Source organism: Pseudochrobactrum lubricantis, from assembly GCF_041929865.1.
Classification (GTDB): domain Bacteria; phylum Pseudomonadota; class Alphaproteobacteria; order Rhizobiales; family Rhizobiaceae; genus Pseudochrobactrum; species Pseudochrobactrum saccharolyticum.
In genome coordinates, this window is the sequence record NZ_JBHEEE010000001.1 from 868,778 (window position 1) to 893,188 (window position 24,411).

Consider the following 24,411-nt stretch of genomic DNA (forward strand, 5'->3'; position numbering starts at 1 on the left):
GTAAATTGCTTATGCAGCTGTGTTTAACAGCTTTTCTAAAATCTCTGAAACTTGCTGACGGGCAAATTCTTTGTCCTGCCCCGTATCAACAATAAAATCGGCTTTTGCGCGTTTTTCAGCATCCGGCATCTGACGCGCCAGAATAGACTGAAATTTCTCTTCCGTCATATTCTCCCGGGAAAGCACCCGTTCCCGTTGCATTTCATAAGGCGCACTGACCACAAGGATTTTATCCACACGGTGCGTTCCGCCGGTTTCAAACAGCAGCGGAATATCCAGAACCACCAGCTTGGCTCCTTTGGCCTCAGCATCGCGTAAAAACTGCTGTTCTTTAGCATGGACAAGCGGATGAACAATGTTCTCAAGCTTTTTAAGCTCATCCGGCTTGCCCAGAACACTGGCCGACAGGATTTTACGATCAACTTGCCCGTCAATAACAGCTTCAGGAAAAGCTTCTGCAATCAGCGGTACGGCTTCAGACTGATAAAGCTGATGCACGACCGCATCGGCATCATAAACCGGCACACCTCTATCCGCAAAAATCTGTGCGGTTGTGGATTTCCCCATGCCGATTGAGCCTGTCAGTCCAAGCTTTATCATAAGTCTGCCTATCAAGATTTTTGAACATCATTCAATATGATCTGACGCAGTTCATCTGTCACCTCAGGACGCACGCCGAACCAGTGTTCAAAGCCCGGCACTGCCTGATGCAGCAACATACCAAGACCATCCACACAGCGTAATCCAGCCTGACGCGCCTGAGCCAAAAACGGTGTTTCCAAAGGAATATAGACAATATCCGTTGCAACCGCACCGGCTTTGGCTGCAGAAAAATCAAGCGGAAAGGCCTCTGCCTCGCCGTGGCCGCTCATGCCCAGCGAAGTTGTATTCACAATCACATCAGCAGAGCTGACAAAGCCCTGTGCCTGATCCCAGCCTGTAGCTTCAATTTTTGAACCAAAATGATCGGCCAGAGCCTGCGCCCGCTCCACAGTGCGGTTCACTACAATGATTTTCTCAAATCTACGGTTCAGCAAAGCATAAAGTATCGCGCGGCTGGCACCGCCTGCGCCCAGAACCAAAGCCGTTTTGCCGCCTTTGTCCCAATCCGGCAATTGCGCATCGAGATTTGCGGCAAAACCATAGGCGTCCGTATTGCCGCCATTGAGTTTATTTTCCGCATCTATCCACAGCGTATTCACAGCCCCGATAGCCTCTGCTGCGGCATCACGTTTTTCACATAATGCAAAGGCAGTTTCCTTATGCGGAATCGTCACATTCCCGCCACGCAAGCCTTGTTCTGCAAGGGTTTTAGCAAAATGCGGAAAGTTCTCAGGGTTGTTTTCAATCGCCTTGTAAGAGCCGGTCAAACCATAGCGCTGCAGCCAGTAATTATGAATTAAAGGCGAGCGCGAATGTTTAATCGGAAAGCCGGTTACAAAGGCCTGTTTCATCTCAGCCATCAATAATTCCTCTGGCACGCAATTCTTTCAGCAAAGGCAGTAATGGCAGGCCGACAATGGTGAAATAATCACCGTCTATCTTGTCGAAAAGCTGAATGCCTTCACCTTCAACCTGATAAGCACCGACACTGGAAAGCGCAATATCACCGACCCGCGCCAGATGACGGCCAATAAAGCCCGGCTCCAGATGACGCATTGTCATATTGGCAACTGAAACATGACGCCATACGGTCTGGCCGTTTTGCACCAGCACCACCGCGCTGTTCAGCTGATGGGTTTTACCGGACAAAGCCAATAAATGACGGCGCGCGCCGTCCATATCCGCAGGCTTGTGAAAAATTTCATTGCCGAGTGATAATGTCTGATCGCAGCCGATAATCAGTGCATGCGGAAAACGTTCACTCACTTCTTCCGCTTTGGTTTCTGCAAGGATCAGCGCCACGTCTTCCGGCGTTGCACCGGTTTCATAAAGCGGTGCTTCCACCGCGCGCTCATCAATATTGGCTTTCTGCGATGTAAACTGAATGCCCGCATTTTTTAAAAGTGCTGCACGAAAAGGGCTTTGAGAAGCAAGGATCAAAGGCAGTGCCATATTGAAAACTCCGTTCAAATATCAAAAAACTCACTGCCATATACGCAGCACAAAATACTTCTCTGAAGAATATCAGATATTTCACTACACAGCACAGTAAAAAAATACCTATCAATCATCCGTTCTGACGCGCGGGCGCAGAGCCAGAATAGCTGCGGCTGTCTCTTCAATAGAGCGGCGTGTCACATCAATCACCGGCCAGTTATTGCGCTCGCAAATATTGCGTGCATAGGCCAGTTCCTGCGCAATATTGATACGATCCGTATAGCTCTCCGTATCCAGCCCCGGAGACGTACCCAGCAAACGGTTCTGGCGGATATGAGAAATACGCTCGGCACTGGCAATTAGTCCGACAACAAGCGGCTTTTTCACATGAAGTAGTGCTTCCGGCAGCGGTATGCCTAAAACCAACGGAATATTGGCCGTTTTGATCCCGCGATTGGCCAAATAAATGCTGGTTGGCGTTTTGGATGTGCGGGAAATACCGATCAGAATAATATCTGCTTCTTCCAGATCTGGCGGCAATTGCCCGTCATCATGTTCCATCGTGAAATTCAGCGCATCAATCCGGCGGAAATAATCGGCATCCAGCACATGCTGCGCACTGGCACGACGATGGGCAGGCGCACCGAGATAGGACTGAAAAGTTGCCAGCACCGGTTCCAGCACCGAGACGCTTGGAATACCCATCTGCGAACAGGCTTCATCAATCTTCAAAGCCAGTTTCTGATCCACCACTGTGTAGAGAACAATGCCTGGTTCGGCATCAATATTCTCCAGAATTTTAGCCAGCTGTTTCTCGGTGCGGATCAGCGGATACATATGCTCTATAGCCCGCGCATGGCTGTATTGAGCGGCTGCCGCACGGCCTGCTGCAAGGAGAGTCTCTCCTGTTGCATCTGAAATCAGATGAAGATGAAAGTAAGAAAGAGTCTTTGTCACAGATTTCTCACATCCCTGTTGATGGCTGTGTGTAAAAAGTACCGGCTCAGAGACGTCTTTCTTTGCCTGTTGATTTAAACAGGATTCATCCACAGCGCGCCGGACTGTATATTCGTGACAATAAACACTGTGGGTAACAGGAGCAATTCAAAGTTGCACAGAATTCATTCAATGGTTTTCCACAGGATAGGTTTAGTGATATTTCCAATAAGTGTTGGTTTTTATTGAGAAATTTTTGGTCGCATTGCTTTTTCCCGTTTGATGGGCAATTTATCCACATCAGCCGGTTTTCATGATCGTCCTGTGGGAAAACTCAGGGAAACATTTAATCCCCGTTATCAACAGACTCTAAGAATCATAAGAATCCAAAAATCATCACTTTCTTTATGGGATAACCGGGGAAAACCGGTGTGGGTAAATCGCATGACACGTAAAGTTCTGAACGTTCTCAAAGGTGAAACCGTCTTTCCACCACCAATCTGGATGATGAGACAAGCAGGACGTTATCTGCCAGAATATCGCCAGACACGACAGCAGGCAGGAAGCTTTCTTGATCTGTGCTATAATCCTGAACTGGCAACGGAAGTGACACTTCAGCCTATCCGCCGTTATGGCTTTGATGCAGCCATTCTCTTTTCAGATATTCTTGTCATCCCTCACGTTCTTGGACGTGACCTTCGCTTTGAAGAAGGAAGGGGACCTTTAATGACACCTGTGACAGTTGATGAAATCAAAGATCTCGACATTACAGGTAAAGCAGCCAAATTAAGCGCTGTTTATGAAACCGTCAGCCGTTTGCGCGAGCAATTGCCGAATGAAACCACGCTGCTCGGATTTTGCGGTGCCCCGTGGACTGTTGCCACCTATATGATTGCCGGCCACGGCACACCGGATCAGGCACCGGCACGTTTGTTTGCCTATCAGCACCGCGATGTTTTCATCAAGCTGCTGACTGATCTTGCAGATATTTCTGCGGAATATCTGATTGAACAGCTTAATTGCGGTGCCGATGCGGTTCAGATCTTCGATTCATGGTCCGGCGTACTGGATGAAGATTGCTTTGAAGATTTCTGTATCAAACCGGTTGCCCGTATTGTTAAAAAAGTCCGTGAAACCCATCCTGATGCAGTGATTATCGGTTTTCCGAAAGGGGCAGGGATGCTCTATCAGGACTACCGCGCCAAAACCAGCGTCAATGCTCTTGGACTGGACTGGTCTGTGCCTTTGACCTTCGCTCAAGGATTACAGCAACAAGGCGCTGTACAGGGCAATCTCGACCCGTTGCGTGTGGTTGCCGGTGGCAAAGCTTTGGATGAAGGCATTGATGTTATTCTTGAGAAGCTGGGGCAGGGACCGCTGATCTTTAATCTCGGTCATGGCATCACACCGCAGGCGCCGCTCGAAAATGTCGCTCAAATGGTCAACCGTATCCGTCAAGCAGGTGCATAATGGATAAATCCGGCACAAATACAGGCAATCCTGCTGTGAGAGCAGTGGTTGCTGTCGCTATAACTGCCATTGCTGCCTATGCGCTGTTTTTTGCAGCGACAGATGCAGCCTATCTCTGGATCAAAGCATTTCATATTATTGCTGTGATCGCATGGATGGCGGGCATGTTATATCTGCCGCGGCTTTTTGTGTATCACAGTCAGGAAAAGACCGGATCACAAGCATCCGAAACTTTTAAAATCATGGAACGCCGGTTGCTGCGCTATATCATCAATCCGGCGATGATTGTGACCTGGGTTTTGGGCCTCTGGCTGGCGTGGAAAATCTTTGAATTCCGCGGCGGCTGGCTGCATGGCAAGATTTTGCTGGTTGTTTTGCTGTCCGGCCTGCACGGCTATCTTTCCAAAAGCGTGCGGATGTTTGCTCAGGATAAAAATACCAAATCAACCAAACATTGGCGCATTGTGAATGAAATTCCGACAGTTCTGATGATTTTGATCGTCATTCTGGTTGTCGTAAAGCCGTTCTGATCCCTATATAAGAATAAGAAATTACGCTTTGAGCGCTGTTCAGAGCGTAATTTCATCTTCTGATACGATTTTATAGAGCTGCAGAGCGGTCTGCCTCTTGCTCAAATCACCGGAACCGGTTAAGGAAAGACACCTTCCTTCAAGAATAGCAGGTTTCCGATGCCGGTCATGCCCCTCATGACCATTATGAGCGCTCAACTGCATTTTTCTTTTTTCAATCTTTTATAATATGAGTTCCGCACCCATGCAGGAAATGAAACTACAAGATCTTAAGAACAAGACACCTGTCGATTTGCTCGCTCTCGCTGAAGAGCTGCAGGTTGAAAACGCCAGTGTTATGCGTAAACAAGAACTGATGTTCGCTATTCTGAAGAGCCTTGCCTCTCAGGAAGTTGAAATCATCGGTGAAGGTGTCGTCGAATTATTGCCAGATGGCTTTGGCTTTTTGCGTTCGGCAAATGCCAATTATCTTCCGGGCCCGGATGATATTTACATTTCTCCTTCGCAGATCCGCCGTTTTTCGCTGAAAACCGGTGATACGGTTGAAGGACCGATCCGCAGCCCGAAAGAAGGCGAACGTTATTTCGCACTTCTCAAAGTGAATACGATCAATTTTGAGGATCCGGAAAAGATCCGTCATAAAATCCATTTTGATAATCTGACACCGCTCTATCCGAATGAGCGTTTTAAAATGGAACTGGATGTTCCGACCAATAAAGACAATTCAGCCCGTGTGATCGATCTGGTTGCACCGCTTGGTAAAGGTCAGCGTGGTCTGATCGTGGCGCCGCCACGTACCGGTAAAACGGTTTTGCTGCAGAATATTGCACATTCGATTACCGCCAATCATCCGGAATGCTATCTGATCGTCTTGCTGATTGATGAGCGTCCTGAAGAAGTGACCGATATGCAGCGCTCGGTGAAGGGCGAAGTTGTATCCTCGACTTTTGACGAACCGGCATCCCGTCACGTTCAGGTTGCCGAAATGGTGATTGAAAAGGCAAAACGCCTTGTTGAGCATGGCCGTGATGTGGTCATTCTGCTTGACTCGATCACCCGTCTCGGCCGCGCTTATAATACCGTAATTCCTTCATCCGGTAAGGTTCTGACCGGTGGTGTGGATGCGAATGCGCTGCAGCGTCCGAAACGTTTCTTCGGTGCGGCCCGTAATATCGAAGAAGGCGGTTCGCTGACCATTATCGCAACCGCGCTGATCGATACCGGTTCGCGTATGGATGAAGTTATCTTTGAAGAATTCAAGGGTACCGGTAACTCGGAAATCGTGCTTGACCGTAAGGTTGCTGATAAGCGTATCTTCCCTGCAATGGATATTCTTAAATCCGGTACACGTAAGGAAGATCTGCTGGTACCGCGTCAGGATCTGCAGAAAATATTTGTTCTGCGTCGTATTCTTTCGCCAATGGGTACAACCGATGCGATTGAGTTCCTGATCGATAAGCTGAAACAGACGAAGAATAATGCTGAATTCTTTGATTCAATGAATACGTAATTTGTATCACTATGCTGATATTGAAAACGCCGCCTCAAAAGGGCGGCGTTTTTGTTTAGAGCATTTCACAGTCAAGTTGGATCAACTTGACGACCGTGATAATGCGATCAAATAAAGAATCTAGAGCGTGCGCTGTGTTTCAATCTGGAAATAAATCGCTCTAGAGCAGCTTTTCAAGATCAGCGGCATCATAAACCGGCGGTAAACAGACCTGATTGCGGCACAGAATGGCACAGGAGCGTTCGCCAGCCAGAGACAGGAAAGAAGCCCATTGCGGCTGCTGGGAGGCTTGACTACGGCTTAGAATGATATCTGTGCGGCAAGGATCAGCATGACGTGACGCACAGCGATATAATTCATCATTCGTATTCTCAATAATCAGCACAAGCTTAACCGGATCAAGCAGTTGCACTGAGGCATTGAGAATTCCTGCTTGTCCATAAGCCATTGTTTGACCGCGCCCCAAGGCACGCTCTGCAAGCCTGTTGGCCTTTGTTAAAAGCTCTTCATTCTCAGCTATCAACGCCAGTCTTGTACAGGCTTCAATAATCTGGCTGGTGCTGCTTGGAATAGCTTCATCCTGATCGCCAAAAAGATAGAAAATGACATCAGCATTATCTAGCGCTGTTAGCCGGTAATCCCCATTCTGATCGAGATGGTGCTGACTAAGCGAGATCAATAATGATTTGGCATCATCAATATAGTTTTGCTGCGGATCAGCCTGATAAAGCGATAAGGCTGCATTGATGAGTGCTGCATAATCAGAGGACAGGGCAGGGAGCTTTGATGCTGTCTTTGACCAGACATGGCTGATCGCTGCGCCTTGTTGAGGATATAATAGGTGATAGGTTGTTTTTGCGAGTTCCAGCCAGTCGGTACGTTTAAAAACACGGGCAGCTTCAGCCAAAGCACGAATGAAATAGGCATTCCAGTCGGTCAGACATTTTTCATCACGACCGGGTCTGATGCGCAAGTTTCTGATATCAAGCAGTTTTTTCCGCAGTGGTTTTAAGATTTCATATTCTTCCTGGCTAAAATTCAGCATATTCAGCCGATGAAGAATATTACTGTTTTCCCAGTTTCCTGCAGGACTGACATTGTATTTTGTGATGAACTCAGGAGCATCTTTGCCGAGAATGCTCTCTATTTCTGACTGATCCCATATATAAAATTTGCCTTCAACACCTTCGCTATCAGCATCAAGGCCCGAGGCAAAACCGCCATCCGGCAAAGCCATTTCAGATGTAATCCAGTGAATAATTTCTTCGATTCGATTCCGAAACAATGGATCCTGTGTGCTGCTCCATGCCCACAGACACTGCCGGATGGTCTGCGCATTATCATAAAGCATCTTTTCAAAATGCGGCACGAGCCAGAATGCATCAGTGCTATAGCGGGCTAAGCCACCGGCGAGGTGGTCATAAATACCGCCATTGAGCATTTTTTCCGTGCTGAGAACAAACAGATCATGATGCTGTTGCTGCTGGCTGATTTTCCATGATGTCCAGAGCATCGACATGAACGGAAAATTCGGAAATTTAGGTTGTCCGCTGAGACCGCCATATGTCGTATCAATACGTCTGGCTATTGTATCAGCATAGCGTTGGAAAGCGCTTTCATCATTCTCAGCAGGTTTAGCATCCGGTGTTAAAGCAGTCTGCAAATGTGTTTTAAGCGCTGTCACATTGCCGCTAATCCGCTCGCGGTCATTCTTCCATAAAGTGCCGAGGCTTTGAAGAATATCCATAAAGCCGGGCAGACGACCATTGGCATGTTTTGGAAAATATGTGCCACCCCAAAAAGCATCCCCCTGAGGCGTTAGAAAAATTGTGAGCGGCCAACCGCCTTGTTCCCCCATGGCTGTGAGGGCTGACATATAAATCTGGTCAATATCCGGTCGTTCTTCCCTATCCACCTTAATATTGATGAAATGCTCGTTCATCAGATGAGCGACTTGCTCATCCTCAAAACATTCATGCGCCATGACATGGCACCAGTGACAGGCGGAATAGCCGATCGAAAGCAAAATCGGCTTGTCATGAAGACGAGCGAGTTCGAGCGCTTCATTGTCCCAGAGCTGCCAGTTGACCGGATTTGCACTGTGCTGTTTCAAATATGTGCTGTTCGCTGTATGAAGGCGATTAGAGCTGGCATTGTTTTGTGTCGGGCTTTGCGTCGGGTTCATGGCTTTGCCTTTCCGATTTTCAAGCCGATACAGTAGTGCTTCAGGCAGCTAAAGAACGGCAATCATTCTCTTAACTTGTAACGGATTTTCGATGTCAGTGCAGTCTTTTCATCACGATACTATTTTTGCGCTTTCAAGCGGGCGTTTGCCTTCAGGCGTGGCAATTATCAGATTATCAGGCCCAAAAACTCGATTCATTACCGAAACTATCATTGGAAAATTGCCGGAAGCGCGAAAAGCCGTATTCAGTAATCTTAGAAGCAAAACAGGAGAAGTTCTGGACAGTGGTTTATCGCTCTTTTTTGAAGGTCCGAAGAGCTTTACCGGAGAAGATTGTGCGGAATTTCATATTCATGGCGGAATTGCTGTGGTGGAAAAATTTCTGGAAAGCCTGTCAGAATTTGAAAAATGTCGTTTAGCCGAAGCCGGAGAATTTACGCGTCGCGCATTTGCGAATGGCAAGATGGATTTGACGATGGCCGAAGGGCTGGCCGATCTGATTTCCGCTGAGACAGAAACGCAAAGACGTTTAGCGCAGCAAGTTGCTTCCGGCGCGCAACGCAATCTTTACATGGACTGGCGACAGAAACTCATTCAAGCGCGTGCATTTATCGAGGCGGAACTTGATTTTGCCGATGAAGGCGATGTACCGGGATCAGTATCGGATCGCGTCTGGAGTGAGATGCAGGATCTTAGTGTAAAGATTGAAAAGCATATTGAAGATGGCAAGCGCGGTTCGATGCTGCGTGACGGTTTTCATATTGTTATTATTGGCGCACCAAATGCCGGAAAATCCAGCTTGATGAATTTGTTAGCTGCACGTGATGTGGCAATTATTTCTGATGAAGCCGGCACAACACGCGATCTGCTTGAAGTGAAGCTAAATCTGAATGGCGTTGCAACTTATGTAACAGACACAGCCGGCATTCGGGAAACCTCTGGTAAAGTTGAACAGATTGGTATTCAGCGCGCTATGGATAAAGCTGCCGAAGCTGATTTGATTTTATACATAGAGGATATATCAAATCCCATCACGGTAGATATTTCTGAGTTCCAGACAGATATCTGGACGATTGGAAACAAAGCCGACCTTAAACCTGAAACCATACCAAACTATGATTATTTGATTTCGACCAAAAATAATGAAGGCATAAACAATCTTCTAAACAGGTTGAGTGCTTATATTTCAGAGAAAACAAAACTTCAAAACGATATCATTCCGACGCGCCGCAGACATATTGATTTATTAAATCAATGCAAATCTGAAATTGAGAAATCCGTTAATTCGAAAACCCTACCACTGGAGTTAAGAGCTGAAAATTTACGCATCGCCTCCCAACACCTTGGAAAAATTACCGGCGATGTAGACGTAGAGGACATTCTCGATCTCGTATTCTCTCAATTCTGTATCGGAAAATGATTCACGTGAAACAAATTTCATGATATAGGCTGATTAACAATCAGAGATGTTTCACGTGAAACATTCTGTGGAATCTAAAAACACAATTTGACTCGATTGAATTATTCTGAGTCAACAGATTCCCGCTTCTGAAATTCTTGTACACTCTTGAGTTATGTGTTCCCTTTTCAGAGAGAACATGAGAATGATGATTCACGTGAAACCAAACAAGTTTTGGATATGATTATGACAGGTTTTTACGACGTCATTGTTATTGGTGGTGGTCATGCCGGCACAGAAGCTGCCGCAGCATCAGCAAGAACCGGCGCTAAAACTGCTTTAGTAACGCATCATTTTGATACGATCGGTGTTATGTCCTGTAATCCAGCTATTGGTGGATTAGGAAAGGGACAGCTTGTCCGTGAAATTGATGCACTTGATGGTTTGATGGGTAAAGCTGCCGATCAGGCAGGTATTCAGTTTCGTTTGTTGAACCGTCGTAAAGGTCCTGCTGTTCGTGGGCCGCGCACTCAGGCGGATCGCAAATTATATCGTCTGGCTATTCAGAGCTTCATAAAAGAACAGCAAAACCTGACGGTCATTGAAGGTGGTGCAGCAGATATTCTTGTTGAAAATGGTGTAGTCAAAGCTGTTCAACTCATGGATGGCACCATTATCAATTGTGCATCTGTAGTGCTGACAAGCGGAACATTCTTGAATGGCCTTATTCATATTGGTGAGAAAACTATCCCTGCTGGACGCATGGGTGAAAAACCGGCACTGGGACTATCTGAACGTTTGATTGGTCTTGGCTTTGCTTTAGGTCGTTTGAAAACCGGTACGCCTTGCCGTATTGATGGCAAGACGATTGACTGGGCAAGTCTGGATAAACAATCAGCAGATGAAGATCCGGTTCCGTTTTCAATGATGACGGATAAGATCACAGTACCACAAATTGATTGCGGAATTACACGGACAACGGATGCGACGCATCAATTGATACGCGATAACATCCATCGCTCGGCAATGTATTCAGGGAATATTGAAGGCATTGGCCCTCGTTATTGTCCGTCGATTGAGGATAAAATCGTCAAATTTGGCGATCGTGACGGGCATCAGATTTTTCTTGAACCGGAAGGTCTTGATGATGATACTGTTTATCCGAATGGTATTTCGACTAGCCTGCCGGAAGATGTGCAGCTTGATATTTTGAAAACCATACCCGGATTGGAGTATGCGAAAATGCTGCAGCCAGGCTATGCTATTGAATATGACTTTATTGATCCGCGCGAATTGCAGCGCAGCCTTGAAACTCGTCGGGTTAAAGGTCTGTTCTTAGCTGGCCAGATTAATGGTACAACCGGTTATGAAGAGGCCGGAGCACAAGGCTTACTTGCTGGTTTGAACGCTTCCAGACATGCCGGTGGTAGTGAGCCGGTTATTCTTCAGCGTACAGAAGCCTATATCGGTGTGATGATTGATGATCTGACAGCGCGTGGTGTTAGTGAACCATATCGCATGTTTACATCGCGTGCAGAGTTCAGACTTTCACTTCGTGCAGATAATGCCGACAGTCGTTTGACGCCTTTGGGTGAAAACTGGGGACTTATTGGTTCAGCACGACAAACACGCTTTAATGACAGAAAACAAGAGCTGGATCAGGCAAGGGAGCTTGCTCAATCCTTGTCTATTACACCGAATGCTGCGGCTGGTTTTGGTTTGAATCTCAACAAAGATGGGATTCGCCGCACGCTTTATGATCTGCTTTCCTATCCGGATATTAATCTCGAGCGTCTCACAGAAGTCTGGCCGGAGCTTTCTGGCTTGTCTTCGGCGACAAAAGAAGCTTTGGAAATTGAAGCGCAATATTCCGTTTATCTGGATCGTCAGACAGCGGATATTGCCGTGATGGAACGTGAAGAGCAGTTGATTATACCACTATCAATCCAATTCTCGACAATTTCTGGTCTTTCCCTTGAATTGAAGCAAAAGCTTGAGAAGCGTAAGCCTTCAAATATTGCAGAAGCGCAAAGAATTGAGGGGATGACGCCTGCTGCGATCGCATTGTTGATAACACATATCCGCAGACATGGTATTGCACAGGATATTTCGGGTGATTTGGCAAAACCAGCATGACAAAAGATAAATATTTTGATTCACTGAAACAAATATACCCATCTGTTTCACGTGAAACAGCCGATGATTTGATTGGTTTTGAAACGCTGTTCAAAAAATGGTCCAAAGCAATCAATCTGGCTTCGCCGAATACACTGGAAACACTGTGGGAACGACACATTCTTGATAGTGTTCAGCTTTTTAAACTGGCACCTCAAGCAAAACAGTGGCTGGATTTGGGGTCAGGCGGCGGTTTCCCAGGTGTGGTTTTGGCAATACTGCTGAAAGAAACCGGCGGTTCAATAAGACTGGTTGAGAGTAATAGTAAGAAATCAGCGTTTTTGAGAAATGCATTGGCTCAGTTCCAGACGCGCGGACAGGTTGTGAATGCCAGAATCGAAAGCTGTTATCAGCAAGTTCAGGTTCCGGAAATCATCACTGCCAGAGCCTTGGCTTCGCTGGACAAGCTGTTTGAACTGACAGAACCCTGGATGGTAAAAGGTGCTAAGGCTTTGTTTCAAAAAGGGCGGGACTATCAGCGTGAAATTGATGAAAGCCTGCTGAACTGGAAATTTGACCTTGTACGACATGGAAGCGCAATAGAAGCGGATTCAGTCATTCTGGAAATCAGTAATTTACAACGCCGTTGAATGGCAATGACATTGAATGAGCATTGAAAACGGAAGTTATTCGGGACAATTATTATGAATAACAGAACACGGATTATAACGATCGCGAACCAGAAAGGCGGTGTGGGAAAAACCACAACGGCTATTAATCTGGCGACTGCTTTGGCTGCAATCGGTGAAAATGTATTGATTGTTGATCTCGATCCGCAGGGCAATGCCAGTACCGGACTTGGAGTAGACCGTAAAAATCGTCCATTGTCATCTTATGATGTGCTGACGCAGAATGCTTCTGTGCCGGATGCAGCAATTGCGACTGATGTACCAAATCTTTATCTGGTTGCATCGACGCTGGATTTGCTCGGTATTGAAATGGAAATTTCCCATGCGCCGGACAGAACCAGACGTTTGCGTGATGCACTGCGCTTTGATTCAGGTATTGCCGATCATTTCAGCTATATTCTGATTGATTGTCCGCCGTCACTCAATCTTCTGACATTGAATGCAATGGCTGCCGCAGACTCTGTTCTGGTGCCGTTGCAATGTGAGTTTTTTGCTCTGGAAGGTCTGAGCCAGTTGCTCGAAACTGTCAATCAGGTGCGCAATTCACTTAATCCTGAATTGTCGATTCAGGGGGTTGTGCTGACCATGTATGACAGCCGAAACAATCTGGCCAATCAGGTTGTTGATGACGTGCGCGCCTTTATGGGCGAGAAGGTTTACCGGACTGTTATTCCGCGCAACGTGCGGGTATCGGAGGCACCGTCTCATGGTAAACCGGCTATTCTTTATGATCTGAAATGCGCGGGAAGTCAGGCTTATCTTCAACTGGCATCCGAAGTAATCCAGCGGGAACGCCAGCTTCGTACCGCAGCATGAAACTGACTATTCGATTCGACTACGTAACAATTTGCAGAAAGCATTCAACTGATGAACGATGATCCTTCAAAAAAGCGTCTTGGTCGCGGTCTGGCAGCTCTGATTGGGGATATCGACCGGCCTGTGGAAGAACGCAAGGCACCGGTTCCGCTTGAACGTTATGTGCCTATTGAATTTGTAAGCCGTAATCCGCGCAACCCGCGTCGCATTTTTACGGAAGCTGAGCTGGAAGATCTGGCACAGTCCATTCGTGAGCATGGCATTGTACAGCCAATTGTCGTGCGTCCGGCACCGGAAAATCGCGAGCATTTTGAGCTGATTGCCGGTGAACGCCGCTGGCGTGCGGCACAGCGTGCCGGATTAACCGAAATTCCGGTTATTATGCGCGATGTGGATGATCGCGTTGCTCTTGAGCTGGCAATTATCGAAAACGTTCAGCGTGCTGATCTGAACCCTGTTGAAGAAGCAATGGGTTATCAGCTACTGATTGATGAACATGATTACACGCAGGCCGATCTGGCGCAGGTTATCGGTAAGAGCCGCAGTCATGTTGCAAATACGTTGCGTCTTCTTAAGCTACCGACAGAAGTGCAGGGACTGATCAATGATGGTGCTTTGACTGCCGGTCATGCGCGCACACTGATTACAATGGAAAATCCTCAGGCTGTTGCAGAACGCATCGTCAAAGAAGGTCTGTCAGTCCGTCAGGTTGAGGCTCTGTCTCAGGCTGAGAGCAAGGGTATTCCGGCGGTTAAGCCGGAACGTGCGCCGGTTGAAAAAGATGCTGATACTCGGGCATTGGAAAAACTGCTTTCTGATGTAACCGGTATGAAAGTTGAAATTAATCATCGTGATCGTGGTGGTGAAGTTCGCATCCGTTATAGTTCTCTTGAACAATTGGATGAAATTTGCCGCCGCTTGCAAAGCTGATTTACTAAAAAATAAAAGAAAAGCCGGTCTGAGTACCGGCTTTTTTTATTATGATAAAATCAACGTCTTTGTTTATTTCTTATTGCTTCTACTGTCAGAGCAATAAAAGCCTGTCTGATGATTGCAGTTGAAAGTGCCGAATTCTGTCGGCTTTCAAGAACTGTGCGCTGAAGCCTGTCAGTCACCTTGTTGAGCGCTGCAACGCTCCAAAGTCCTAAAGCCGTCTCAACCAGCTTTTTACGGGCGAAGAAAATCGGTGGTTTTGCAGAATTGACAACAAGTCCTGCTGGTACATTTCCTGTTTCCATAGCATAGCGCAATGTCTGTAATTGGCTGAACTGGCGGATAGCCGAATTGACGAGCAGGAAAGGGTGAGTGCCGGTATTGACTACGCGGTCAAAGGCAATGTTGAACTTTGACAGATCACCGATCAGAACAGCGTCGATCACCTCATCCTGAGAAAGAGCGGCGACATCGCCGACAGATTCCCGCACATCTTCAAGCTCAATACGCTGCTGGCCACGCGCATAAAGGCAAAGCTTTTCAAGTTCACCGCGTGTGGCCAGACGGTCACCGCCAAGGCTCAGGCGCAGAAACTGACGGGCATCATTGGAAATTTGCAAATGATTGGCTTGCAACACATCGTCGATCAAACCGTCAATGCCGCGCGCATCATCGCTATAGCAGGGCAGAGCCATGGCTGTGGAGCCGTTTTCCACATTGGTGCGCAGTGCTGCACCTTTTTTCAGATCACCGGCCTCAACCAGAATATAGGTGTCCTGAGGTGGTTCTGAAATTAGGTTTTTAACGGCCTCAGCCAGATTTTTTTGTGCCGAAGCATTTTTAATCCAGATCAGACGATCTCCGCCGAACATGGAAATTGTTCTGGCTTCATCGATCAGGCGGGCAGGGTCTTTGTCTATTTCATCCGCTTCAATCCGTAAAACCGCAAACGGATCATCGAGAGGCAGGCCGGTCAATTTAGCGAATTTTGCGCCGCGCTCACTAACAAGACCTTTGTCGGGACCATAGAGCAAGACTACCGTTCCGGTTTGAGCCGGACGTGCGAGAAACCCGTCAACTTCATGTGCTTTTTTCTGTGCCATAAGTCTGCTTACAACAAAGGCAGCTAAAGTGAAATCCGTGTTTCAGCTTTCAAATAAAAATGCCGCGGGATGAGCGCGGCATTTTCAAGTTTCAGATGACAGAGCTATTTATTGGATCAGCAATGCATCATCATCCAGTGTTTCACCGCGTACTTTTTTGAACATATCAATCAGGTCTTTAACGGTAAGGTTCTTACGCTCATCGCCGGAAACATCGAGAATGATATTACCGCCATGCAGCATGATTGTACGGGTACCGTAATCAAGTGCCTGCTGCATGGAGTGGGTCACCATCATCGTCGTCAGCTTATTTTCACTGACAAGTTTGGCTGTGAGTTTCATGATGAAATCTGCCATGCCCGGATCAAGCGCAGCCGTATGTTCATCAAGCAGCAAGACTTCTGATTTTGTCAGGGTGGCCATGATGAGAGACAGTGCCTGACGCTGACCACCGGAGAGCAGATCCATACGATCCTGCACACGGTTTTCCAGACCGAGATTAAGCCCTGCAATGCGTTCGCGGAACAGTTCACGACGCTTATGATTAAGCGCATGGGACAGGCCACGCTTTTGACCGCGCATGGCTGCGAGGGCAAGGTTCTCTTCAATCGACAATGCACCGCAGCTGCCGGTCAGGGGATCCTGAAACACACGTGCAACCATGGAGGCACGGTCAGCGGTCGATTGTTTGGTGACATCTTTATTACCGATCAGGATTTTTCCTTCAGAGGCCTGAACATCACCGGCGAGGGCACCGAGCAGGGTTGATTTACCCGCACCATTGGAACCGATTACAGTAACAAATGTACCTTCTTCAATCTTAAGATTGATGCCGGAAAGTGCCTGTTTCTGCAGTGGTGTGCCACGTCCGAACACAACACCAAGATTTGAGACTTCAATCATTTGGAAGCTCCTCCGCGACGAAGGCGTGGCAGAATGAGTGCCAGTGTGACCAGTACGGCTGTTGCCAGATTAAGGTCAGACGCTTTGAGCCCGATGAAATCACTGCTCAGCGCCAGCTGGATGGCGATACGATAAAGTATGGAACCAATGATACAGCCGATCAGCGCCCAAAGCAAAAAGCGCGTGCGGAATAATGTTTCACCGATAATCACCGCGGCAAGACCGACAACAATTGTACCGACACCGGAGGTGACATCTGCAAAGCCGTTTGTCTGGGCAAATAATGCGCCGCCAAGAGCAACCAGAGCATTGGACATAGCCATGCCGAGATAAATCTGACGATCGGTTTTCACGCCCTGTGCGCGTGCCATACGCGCATTGGTACCGGTTGCACGCATGGCAAGGCCGATATTGCTTTCCAGAAAACGCCAGATGAGCAGGGCGGCGATGATAACAAGAACGCCAACAAAAAGCGGACGCACATAATATTCAGGAACACCTAACCCATAAAAAGGTGAGATCATTGTATCCTGATTAATCAGAGCGACGTTCGGCTTGCCCATCACACGCAGATTGACTGAGAAAAGCGCAGTCATGGTAAGGATGGAGGCCAGAAGATTAAGGATGCCGAAACGGATATTCAATGTTGCGGTTACAAGTCCGGCAACAGCGCCTGCCATCATGGCAATCAGCGCGGCAAGCCACGGATTAACACCGGCAATAATTAAAACAGCAGTAACAGCGGCGCCGAGTGGAAAGGAACCATCCACAGTCAGATCTGGAAAATCAAGCACACGAAACGACAGATATACGCCGAGGGCTACAAATGAAAAGACCAGACCTAATTCGACCGCACCCCAAAAAGCGATCAGACTCACAATAATGTTCCTTCGGCTTGTGCAGACGGCCGGCACTCTCAAACGGGTCAATCACAGTTCTGTTTTGACCGTCTGATAATACGGGGCAGCCTGCCTGTTGAAATCTGAGTATCTTTTGTTTTGCGGTCTGTGCCGGATTTAAAAGATACAAAGGAGATGATCCGGATATTGAGGTCTTAAAAATTGAACCCGAATATCCGGATGATGAAAAACCGGTAAAGCAGCTTTACCGGCTAGAGCATAATTCCTTAAACTTGAATCAGTTTAAGGTAAAATTATGCTCTAATTTTAAAGTGTTAGAGCGAGTTTTGTGTGCCAAGTCTGGCACACGGCGCTCTAGAATATAGATTATTCTTTGATGACTTTGCTTGCGCGGTCGACCACAGCCTGCGGGATTTCAATACCCATTTTCTTTGCTGCAACCAGATTGACAACCAGATCTGTACCGGCGGCAACTTTCACCGGAATATCACCTGGCTTTTCGCCCTTCAGAATACGGACAACAACTTCACCGGTCTGCTTGCCAACATCATAATAGTTGAAACCGAGAGCGATGAAAGCACCGCGGCTGACGGAATCTGTATCGGCAGTCATCAGAGGAATCTTGGCTTCTTCTGCAACACTGACCGCACCTTCAAGCGCAGAAATAATAGTGTTGTCGGTCGGGATATAAATCAGGTCTGCTTTACCGATCAAAGCGCGGGCTGCGCCCTGAACTTCAGCCGATTTGGTTGCAGCTGATTCAACCACTTCCAGACCACCTTCTTTAGCCGCAACTTTCAGGCCTTCGAGAAGCGAAATCGAATTGGCCTCACCGGAATTATAAAGGAAGCCGATGGTCTTTACATTCGGAGCAACTTCTTTGATCAGTTTGATGTGATCAGCAACCGGTGAAAGATCGGACAGACCGGTGACATTGCCGCCAGGCTTTTCCATGCTTTTAACAAGTTGTGCGCCAACCGGATCAGACACGGCAGTAAACACAACCGGAATATCACGGGTGCCGGAAACCACGGCCTGCGCAGATGGTGTGGAGATCGGTACAATTACATCCGGTGCTTCACCGATGAACTGACGGGCGATCTGAGCAGCTGTCGCAGGATTGCCCTGAGCAGACTGATAGGTGAATTTCAGATTTTCACCTTCTTTAAAACCGGCTGCGGCCAGTGCATCTTTTACACCGTCGCGGGCAGCATCAAGAGCCGGATGTTCAACAATTGCTGTGACAGCAACACTGACATCTTTGGCATTTGCCGGTGCAGCAATCATTGTTGTGGCCATAGCTGTCGACAGCAAAGCCAGGAAAAGTGTACGCATGAAAATCTCCCTCTGTTCCGCGTCCCGATCAAAACGAATAATCAGTTCTCGGAGAGAGGTCAACGCGCATCATATGGGATAGTCAAGAGGCGGACACTTTAGCGCTATTCTTACCGGCAGGCGTGGCGGTAAAAGCATAGTTGTTTCACGTGAATCATCGTGGTTAGCAAAAACTTAACGGTGTTTTTTATGATTTACAGGTTTCACGAAATCAAAATCCGTTATGCATATTGTTTATTCAGCTCGAGATATTCGCTCAGCTCTTTAGCTGCCGCAGCGCCTGCGCGATTAGCCCCGATGGTTGATGCCGATGGTCCATAACCAACCAGATGTATGCGCGGATCTTTGACAACTTCTGTTGCCAGTCTGCCGCCCATAATAATACCGCCATTGGCTTCGCGGATTTGTAATGGCGCCAGATGATCGAGGGAACTGCGGAAACCGGTACACCATAAGATGACATCGGCACGTTGTTCTGTGCCGTCTGCCCAACGGATACCTGTTTCTGTTATCTCACTGAACATTGGCAGGCGGTTTAATGCGCCACGTTCACGGGCAGCACGCAAAGCAGGGGTAAGGGGAATACCGGTTACAGAAACAACAGAGCCGGGTATCAAACCGCGGCGGACACGATCTTCGACAATAGCCACAGCTGCTCGGCCATCTTCTTCTGTAAATGGTGTTTCACGAAATTGCGGTTCGCTGCGGGTTACCCATGTTGTTGTGGTGACCTGTGAAATTTCATCAAGCAGCTGCAGAGCGGAAATACCGCCACCGACAATGACAACATGTTTACCGGTGAATGCTTCAGCTGTCTGATAATCGCGGGTATGAAGCTGCTGTCCTTTGAAAAGTTCAGCACCGGTATAATGCGGTATGACCGGTGTCTCCCAGGTGCCGGTGGCATTGATTAAACCGCGGGCAGTGAAAGTTTCCCGATCGGTTTCAATACGAAAACGTTCATTACGCTCACAAACAACATTGACGCTCACCGGTCTGTAAACCGGCAAATGAAACTTCTTTTCATAGGCCGCATAATATCGGGGAACAGCAATGGATGCTTTGACCTCTGATACTTCCGGCTCCAAAACATCTGCGAAAGACATGCCCGGAAGGTCATGAATCCGGTTTACTGTGCTGAGTGTGAGGGTAGGCCAGCGATATTGCCATGCGCCGCCGGCATCGGGCGATTTATCGAGAATGATAAAATTGCGGCCCGCCTGCAGGCCAAGTTTTTGTAAATGATAGGCAGAAGACAGACCGGCTTGTCCGGCACCAATAATGAGAATATCGGTTTTAAAGGCCATATGCAGTGCCGGTTTTGTTACAGTCTCTTGATTATCATTCATAGCCAGAATCCGCTTTATCGAACAACTAAACCTTACTTAGGTTTTTGTTCCGTTCATACAAGCGGTTGGTAGGGGGAGAGAGAAATGGTGATCCCGACTGGATTCGAACCAGTGGCCTACAGATTAGGAATCTGTCGCTCTATCCTACTGAGCTACGGGACCGGATAGTATGGTGCACACATACTGATTTTTTGACCGTAAGCCAAGGGCAGGCAGGGCAGAAAATACCGGAATAGTTTGATGAGAAATAAAAAAGCGAAGAGGGGATTATGCCTCTTCGCTGAACAGAAACCTGTTTAATTTGCAGTCTGAGATCAGGCTGCGATTTTCTCAGCCGGCGCTAGCTGCGCGTCTTTGAGACGATATTGTGCAAGCTCAACCCAGTAGCTCATGCCATAGGGCAGGGCATCATCGTTGAAATCATAGGCCGGATGATGCAGGTTTGCGCTCTCGCCATTGCCGAGGAAAATATAGCAACCCGGACGCGCTTCGAGCATATAGGAGAAATCTTCGCCACCCATCATCGGTTCAACTTCACGGGTGATCGGACCATTGATACTGACCTTGTCAGCAACATCGGCGGCGATTTCTGTCTGGCCGGAATGGTTGAATGTCACCGGATAGTTGTTTTTAAAATCAAGATCGATCTTGATATTGTTGAGCAGACCAAAGGCTTCACAATGGGCACGCATACGCTGCTCGGCAAATGCACGGTTGTGCTTTGTGAGGCTGCGTACTGTGCCCGCGAGCACGGCTTTTTCCGGAATAATATTATAAGCTTCACCGGCATTAAATTTGGTGACCGAGATTACCAGTGAATCCAGCGGGTTTGATCCACGTGAAACAATGCTCTGCAATGCGGTGACCAGCTGGGAGCCGATAACGATCGGATCAATGTTGCGATGCGGCTGTGCGGCATGGCCGCCTTTGCCGTTGATGGTGATGGTAAATTCATCAGTCGCGGCCATGATCGGGCCTTTGCAAACGGCTAGTTCACCGACAGGAATGCCCGGCATATTATGCATGCCGTAAACTTCAACAATATTGAAGCGCTCCATCATACCGTCTTTGACCATGGCCAGACCACCGGCACCGCCTTCTTCGGCAGGCTGGAAAATGACGATGACTTCGCCGTAGAAATCACGGGTCTCGCAGAGAATTTTTGCAGCACCGAGCAGCATGGAGGTGTGGCCGTCATGGCCGCAGGAATGTGCCTTACCCGGATTTTGCGAAACCCATTCCGGTGTGCCGGTTTCGGTTAGCGGTAATGCATCCATATCCGCACGCAGACCGATTGCCTGACCCGCACCTTTTTTGCCTTTAATGACGCCGACAACACCGGTGCGTCCGATACCGGTCACAACTTCATCACAGCCGAATTCACGCAGTTTTTTTTCTACAAATGCCGCAGTTTCATGCACGTCATAGAGTAATTCCGGTTTGCTGTGTAAATGTCTGCGCCACAGGCTGACTTCCTGTTTTAATTGTGCGGCGCGATCTAAAAGCGGCATTTCTGTTCTCCAAACCTGTGTGCCTCTCCTCCGAGGCATTATGAGCGAGGCGGTATGTGGACTGCATAAAACTGAAATCACTCGTCACAGTAATGATGCAATAAAATTATACACACTATGAGCGGGTGTGGGTAAAACACAACGCTCTCAGATAACATAGTGTGTTTTATAAAATTTCGCCAATCGGTCTTTGCCTTTTATGCGGTGTCTGAGGTAGAAAAGTTTACTTAAGAAAAATGTGCAGGCATTTTTTCTGATGACCGGATTTTTGCCGCTTTATACCGTTTGAAGACCTGACGAAACAAATGCAGGTTCTGATCTGCGGTGAAGCAGGATATAGTTCCGGATATCTGAATACCGAATATTACGCCTTGAAAGGTGGTCATCCCATGATCCCGAATATTTTAAAACAATCTGTTCTGGCAATGACTGTCTCATGCCTTGCAATTTCGCAGGCTGTTTCAGTGGCGCAAGCCAATCCCTATATGGCTGTTGATGTGTCTACCGGTAAGGTATTGGCGCATAATGATGCTTTTAAACGCTGGTATCCGGCATCGCTGACCAAAATGATGTCAGCCTATGTGGTGTTCCGCGCTTTGCGCTCCGGTCAGAAAACACTGGAATCGCCGGTGCGTATGTCTGTTGCAGCGACAAAAGAACCGCCGAGCAAAATGGGCTATAAGGCCGGTTCGGTAATGACACTGGACAGTGCTTTGAAAATCATGATGGTGAAATCCGCCAATGACGTGTCCGTTGCAGTGGCTGAATCCGTTGGCGGCAGCAAAGCCGGATTTGCAAAAATGATGAATGCCGAGGCAAGACGCATTGGCATGTTCGGTTCAAACTTTACCAATCCGCATGGTCTGCCTGATCCGAACAATTATTCGACCGCGCGCGATATGGCTTTGCTTGCCGCGCAGCTGCGTCGTGAATTTCCTGAATATGCCCATTACTTTAATACGGAAGCGATTGATCCGGGTGAGGGCAAAAAAGTTCAGGCCAATTACAATATTCTGCTCGGCCGGTTTAACGGCGCTGACGGTATGAAAACCGGCTTCATCTGCGCTTCCGGATTTAACCTCGCCGGCTCTGCAACCCGAAACGGCCGTACAATTGTTGCTGTTGTGCTGGGGGCTGCCAAACAGGAAGACCGCGCTGTGCAGGCTGCGGAATTGCTGCAAAATGGGTTTGCTACCCGTGGCGGCGGCGGTGCAACGCTTGCCAGCCTTGTGCCTTATGGCAGCAATAATAATCAGGCCACAGATTTGCGGGCGCAGATTTGCAGCCAGCAGGCTATGTCGGACCGCTGGGACGGACGTGATGTGGAAGGCCGTTTGAAAATCAATTCGCCTTATATTACGGCGATGACCCGTGAACCGGTTGCGGTTCCTGTAGGACTGGTTGCCAAAGCACCGGAAGTGCAGGCCGGCGGCGTGCTGCATATTTCACAAGTGCCGATTCCGCTACAGCGTCCTATGCGCGGTAATCTGACAACAGCAGTGAATTAACATGTCCTTCAAACCTATCAGCGTTTCTGTGCTCACAGGTTTTCTGGGAGCAGGAAAAACCACATTGCTCAACCGGCTGCTGAAGGATCCTGCCTTGCAGGATACGGCGGTTATCATCAATGAATTTGGTGATGTCAGTATAGATCATCTGCTTGTTGAGCAGACGGCTGACGGGGTTATCCAGCTTGCAGATGGTTGCCTCTGCTGCACCGTTCGCGGTGAGTTGGTGGATACGCTGGCGGATCTGATTGAACGGGTGCAGACGGGCAAAATCAATGCCTTGCAGCGCATTGTCATCGAGACAACCGGTCTGGCTGATCCGGTGCCGGTATTGCAGGCGCTGATGGGGCATCCGGTTTTAATGCAGGTTCTGAAACTGGACGGTGTGATTACCGCAGTTGATGCTGTGAATGGTATGGCGACATTGGATGCCCATATCGAGGCCGTGAAACAGGTCGCTGTTGCCGACCGGATTGTTCTGACCAAATCTGATCTTGCCGATACAGCACAGCTTGCAGCTTTAAAGACGCGGATCAGAAACCTTAATCCGGCAGCCGAAATCTATGACAATGTTGCAGACGATATCGGTTATGCAGCTTTGTTTGATTGCGGCCTGTACAATCCGGCAGGCAAGACACCGGACGTGCAGAACTGGCTGAAAGCAGACAGTTATGACGACCATCATGACCATCACGACCACGTTTGTGAAATACATGGTGCAGGCTGTTCCGGCCATCATCACGGTGAACATGGACATCATCATCATCATCATCATCACGATGAGACAATCCGTTCATTCTCGCTGAAACATGATGCGCCGGTACCTTTCGCAGCCATTGAAATGTTTCTGGATTTGCTGCGCTCTACCCACGGCGACAAGTTACTGCGCATGAAAGGGATTATCGCTGTTGCTGAAGATGCTGAACGACCGCTGGTTATTCACGGTGTGCAGCAGATTTTGCATCCGCCTGTGCGCCTGAAAAGCTGGCCGCTGGAATTACAGGACAGCAAATATCAGACACGTCTGGTTCTGATTACCAAAGATCTGGATGAGGCTTATATACGTGATCTGTTTGATGCGTTTTTAGGCAAGCCGCGTATTGATCAGGCTGATGCACAGGCGCTGACTGATAATCCGCTGGCAATTCCCGGTTTTTCCATGAAGGGCTAAAAGTCTTAGAGCGGTTTACGTCCAGATTGGATCATAGTGCTCGCTCTA

The 24,411-nt window shown here is 48.0% G+C and carries 21 protein-coding genes and 1 tRNA gene; 10 read left to right on the forward strand and 12 right to left on the reverse strand.

Annotated features, from left to right (window positions below; all coding sequences use genetic code 11):
• Positions 1-9: 9 nt before the first annotated feature.
• From coaE to JNC80_RS03780, 4 genes are all read right to left on the reverse strand, one after another.
• On the reverse strand, positions 10-600 hold the full coding sequence (gene coaE / locus JNC80_RS03765) for a dephospho-CoA kinase (protein ID WP_376709539.1): 591 nt from the start codon (positions 598-600) through the stop codon (positions 10-12).
• Positions 601-611: 11 nt separating this feature from the next.
• Positions 612-1,463, reverse strand: coding sequence for a shikimate dehydrogenase (locus JNC80_RS03770; RefSeq protein ID WP_376709540.1), 852 nt, complete (start codon positions 1,461-1,463; stop codon positions 612-614).
• Entirely contained in the window at positions 1,456-2,055 is a 600-nt protein-coding gene (locus tag JNC80_RS03775; protein ID WP_022709833.1) for a Maf-like protein, read from the reverse strand. Before JNC80_RS03775 ends, JNC80_RS03770 begins: the two co-directional genes overlap by 8 nt.
• Before the next feature lie 111 nt (positions 2,056-2,166).
• Positions 2,167-3,090 carry a pyruvate, water dikinase regulatory protein gene (locus JNC80_RS03780; RefSeq protein ID WP_370627017.1) on the reverse strand — a complete coding sequence of 308 codons (924 nt, stop codon included), beginning with the start codon at positions 3,088-3,090 and terminating at the stop codon, positions 2,167-2,169.
• Between the two features lie 330 nt (positions 3,091-3,420).
• Here JNC80_RS03780 and hemE point away from each other — a divergent pair, with 330 nt between their 5' ends.
• The 3 genes from hemE (at position 3,421) to rho (ending at position 6,486) form a co-directional block, all read left to right on the forward strand.
• On the forward strand, positions 3,421-4,446 hold the full coding sequence (gene hemE / locus JNC80_RS03785; RefSeq protein WP_376709541.1) for a uroporphyrinogen decarboxylase: 1,026 nt from the start codon (positions 3,421-3,423) through the stop codon (positions 4,444-4,446).
• Positions 4,446-4,976, forward strand: coding sequence for a protoporphyrinogen oxidase HemJ (gene hemJ, locus JNC80_RS03790; protein ID WP_237121190.1), 531 nt, complete (start codon positions 4,446-4,448; stop codon positions 4,974-4,976). The genes hemE and hemJ overlap by 1 nt, the downstream gene beginning before the upstream one ends.
• A gap of 244 nt (positions 4,977-5,220) precedes the next feature.
• On the forward strand, positions 5,221-6,486 hold the full coding sequence (gene rho, locus JNC80_RS03795) for a transcription termination factor Rho (RefSeq protein WP_022709829.1): 1,266 nt from the start codon (positions 5,221-5,223) through the stop codon (positions 6,484-6,486).
• Positions 6,487-6,646: 160 nt separating this feature from the next.
• Here rho and JNC80_RS03800 read toward each other — a convergent pair whose 3' ends face one another.
• Positions 6,647-8,671, reverse strand: coding sequence for a thioredoxin domain-containing protein (locus tag JNC80_RS03800; protein ID WP_376709542.1), 2,025 nt, complete (start codon positions 8,669-8,671; stop codon positions 6,647-6,649).
• Between the two features lie 91 nt (positions 8,672-8,762).
• Between JNC80_RS03800 and mnmE the strand changes: the two genes are divergently transcribed.
• The 5 genes from mnmE to JNC80_RS03825 all read left to right on the forward strand — a co-directional run bounded on the left by mnmE (position 8,763) and on the right by JNC80_RS03825 (position 14,620).
• Positions 8,763-10,091 carry a tRNA uridine-5-carboxymethylaminomethyl(34) synthesis GTPase MnmE gene (gene mnmE, locus JNC80_RS03805; protein WP_376709543.1) on the forward strand — a complete coding sequence of 443 codons (1,329 nt, stop codon included), beginning with the start codon at positions 8,763-8,765 and terminating at the stop codon, positions 10,089-10,091.
• Positions 10,092-10,310: 219 nt separating this feature from the next.
• On the forward strand, positions 10,311-12,206 hold the full coding sequence (mnmG, locus tag JNC80_RS03810) for a tRNA uridine-5-carboxymethylaminomethyl(34) synthesis enzyme MnmG (protein ID WP_376709643.1): 1,896 nt from the start codon (positions 10,311-10,313) through the stop codon (positions 12,204-12,206).
• Positions 12,203-12,835: a 16S rRNA (guanine(527)-N(7))-methyltransferase RsmG gene (gene rsmG, locus JNC80_RS03815; protein ID WP_376709544.1), complete on the forward strand. Its 633-nt coding sequence runs from the start codon at positions 12,203-12,205 to the stop codon at positions 12,833-12,835. Before mnmG ends, rsmG begins: the two co-directional genes overlap by 4 nt.
• A gap of 54 nt (positions 12,836-12,889) precedes the next feature.
• A complete protein-coding gene (locus JNC80_RS03820; RefSeq protein WP_022709109.1) occupies positions 12,890-13,690 on the forward strand; it encodes a ParA family protein in 801 nt (266 codons plus the stop codon).
• Between the two features lie 51 nt (positions 13,691-13,741).
• Positions 13,742-14,620 carry a ParB/RepB/Spo0J family partition protein gene (locus JNC80_RS03825; protein ID WP_075653913.1) on the forward strand — a complete coding sequence of 293 codons (879 nt, stop codon included), beginning with the start codon at positions 13,742-13,744 and terminating at the stop codon, positions 14,618-14,620.
• 59 nt (positions 14,621-14,679) lie between these two features.
• Here the strand turns inward: JNC80_RS03825 and holA are convergent, their stop codons facing one another.
• The 7 genes from holA to JNC80_RS03860 form a co-directional block, all read right to left on the reverse strand.
• On the reverse strand, positions 14,680-15,726 hold the full coding sequence (gene holA, locus JNC80_RS03830) for a DNA polymerase III subunit delta (protein ID WP_376709545.1): 1,047 nt from the start codon (positions 15,724-15,726) through the stop codon (positions 14,680-14,682).
• Positions 15,727-15,834: 108 nt separating this feature from the next.
• Entirely contained in the window at positions 15,835-16,629 is a 795-nt protein-coding gene (locus JNC80_RS03835) for an ABC transporter ATP-binding protein (protein WP_022709106.1), read from the reverse strand.
• A complete protein-coding gene (locus JNC80_RS03840) occupies positions 16,626-17,507 on the reverse strand; it encodes an ABC transporter permease (RefSeq protein ID WP_022709105.1) in 882 nt (293 codons plus the stop codon). Before JNC80_RS03840 ends, JNC80_RS03835 begins: the two co-directional genes overlap by 4 nt.
• A gap of 348 nt (positions 17,508-17,855) precedes the next feature.
• On the reverse strand, positions 17,856-18,824 hold the full coding sequence (locus tag JNC80_RS03845; protein WP_075653910.1) for an ABC transporter substrate-binding protein: 969 nt from the start codon (positions 18,822-18,824) through the stop codon (positions 17,856-17,858).
• 221 nt (positions 18,825-19,045) lie between these two features.
• Positions 19,046-20,173, reverse strand: coding sequence for an NAD(P)-binding domain-containing protein (locus JNC80_RS03850; protein WP_376709546.1), 1,128 nt, complete (start codon positions 20,171-20,173; stop codon positions 19,046-19,048).
• Between the two features lie 85 nt (positions 20,174-20,258).
• Positions 20,259-20,335, reverse strand: a tRNA-Arg gene (locus JNC80_RS03855).
• 152 nt (positions 20,336-20,487) lie between these two features.
• Positions 20,488-21,684 (reverse strand): M20 aminoacylase family protein, encoded by a 1,197-nt coding sequence (locus JNC80_RS03860; protein WP_376709547.1) that lies wholly within the window; start codon positions 21,682-21,684, stop codon positions 20,488-20,490.
• A gap of 425 nt (positions 21,685-22,109) precedes the next feature.
• On the opposite strand from JNC80_RS03860, the gene JNC80_RS03865 reads away from it, so the two are divergent.
• Together JNC80_RS03865 and JNC80_RS03870 are read left to right on the forward strand one after the other, a co-directional pair.
• Positions 22,110-23,192, forward strand: a complete 1,083-nt coding sequence (locus tag JNC80_RS03865) for a D-alanyl-D-alanine carboxypeptidase family protein (protein WP_151158998.1) — start codon at positions 22,110-22,112, stop codon at positions 23,190-23,192.
• Between the two features lies 1 nt (position 23,193).
• A complete protein-coding gene (locus JNC80_RS03870) occupies positions 23,194-24,363 on the forward strand; it encodes a CobW family GTP-binding protein (RefSeq protein ID WP_376709549.1) in 1,170 nt (389 codons plus the stop codon).
• Positions 24,364-24,411 lie beyond the last annotated feature (48 nt).

Bases quoted from the DNA above. Each gene is read 5' to 3' on its own strand.
- JNC80_RS03775 (WP_022709833.1), bottom strand. From the start codon at position 2,055: ATGGCACTGCCTTTGATCCTTGCTTCTCAAAGCCCTTTTCGTGCAGCA.
- JNC80_RS03835 (WP_022709106.1), bottom strand. From the start codon at position 16,629: ATGATTGAAGTCTCAAATCTTGGTGTTGTGTTCGGACGTGGCACACCA.
- holA (WP_376709545.1), bottom strand. From the start codon at position 15,726: ATGGCACAGAAAAAAGCACATGAAGTTGACGGGTTTCTCGCACGTCCG.
- hemJ (WP_237121190.1), top strand. From the start codon at position 4,446: ATGGATAAATCCGGCACAAATACAGGCAATCCTGCTGTGAGAGCAGTG.
- mnmE (WP_376709543.1), top strand. From the start codon at position 8,763: ATGTCAGTGCAGTCTTTTCATCACGATACTATTTTTGCGCTTTCAAGC.
- JNC80_RS03770 (WP_376709540.1), bottom strand. From the start codon at position 1,463: ATGGCTGAGATGAAACAGGCCTTTGTAACCGGCTTTCCGATTAAACAT.
- hemE (WP_376709541.1), top strand. From the start codon at position 3,421: ATGACACGTAAAGTTCTGAACGTTCTCAAAGGTGAAACCGTCTTTCCA.
- JNC80_RS03865 (WP_151158998.1), top strand. From the start codon at position 22,110: ATGACTGTCTCATGCCTTGCAATTTCGCAGGCTGTTTCAGTGGCGCAA.
- coaE (WP_376709539.1), bottom strand. From the start codon at position 600: ATGATAAAGCTTGGACTGACAGGCTCAATCGGCATGGGGAAATCCACA.
- JNC80_RS03820 (WP_022709109.1), top strand. From the start codon at position 12,890: ATGAATAACAGAACACGGATTATAACGATCGCGAACCAGAAAGGCGGT.
- mnmG (WP_376709643.1), top strand. From the start codon at position 10,311: ATGATTATGACAGGTTTTTACGACGTCATTGTTATTGGTGGTGGTCAT.
- JNC80_RS03800 (WP_376709542.1), bottom strand. From the start codon at position 8,671: ATGAACCCGACGCAAAGCCCGACACAAAACAATGCCAGCTCTAATCGC.
- JNC80_RS03850 (WP_376709546.1), bottom strand. From the start codon at position 20,173: ATGAATGATAATCAAGAGACTGTAACAAAACCGGCACTGCATATGGCC.
- JNC80_RS03845 (WP_075653910.1), bottom strand. From the start codon at position 18,824: ATGCGTACACTTTTCCTGGCTTTGCTGTCGACAGCTATGGCCACAACA.
- rsmG (WP_376709544.1), top strand. From the start codon at position 12,203: ATGACAAAAGATAAATATTTTGATTCACTGAAACAAATATACCCATCT.
- JNC80_RS03825 (WP_075653913.1), top strand. From the start codon at position 13,742: ATGAACGATGATCCTTCAAAAAAGCGTCTTGGTCGCGGTCTGGCAGCT.
- JNC80_RS03860 (WP_376709547.1), bottom strand. From the start codon at position 21,684: ATGCCGCTTTTAGATCGCGCCGCACAATTAAAACAGGAAGTCAGCCTG.
- rho (WP_022709829.1), top strand. From the start codon at position 5,221: ATGCAGGAAATGAAACTACAAGATCTTAAGAACAAGACACCTGTCGAT.
- JNC80_RS03870 (WP_376709549.1), top strand. From the start codon at position 23,194: ATGTCCTTCAAACCTATCAGCGTTTCTGTGCTCACAGGTTTTCTGGGA.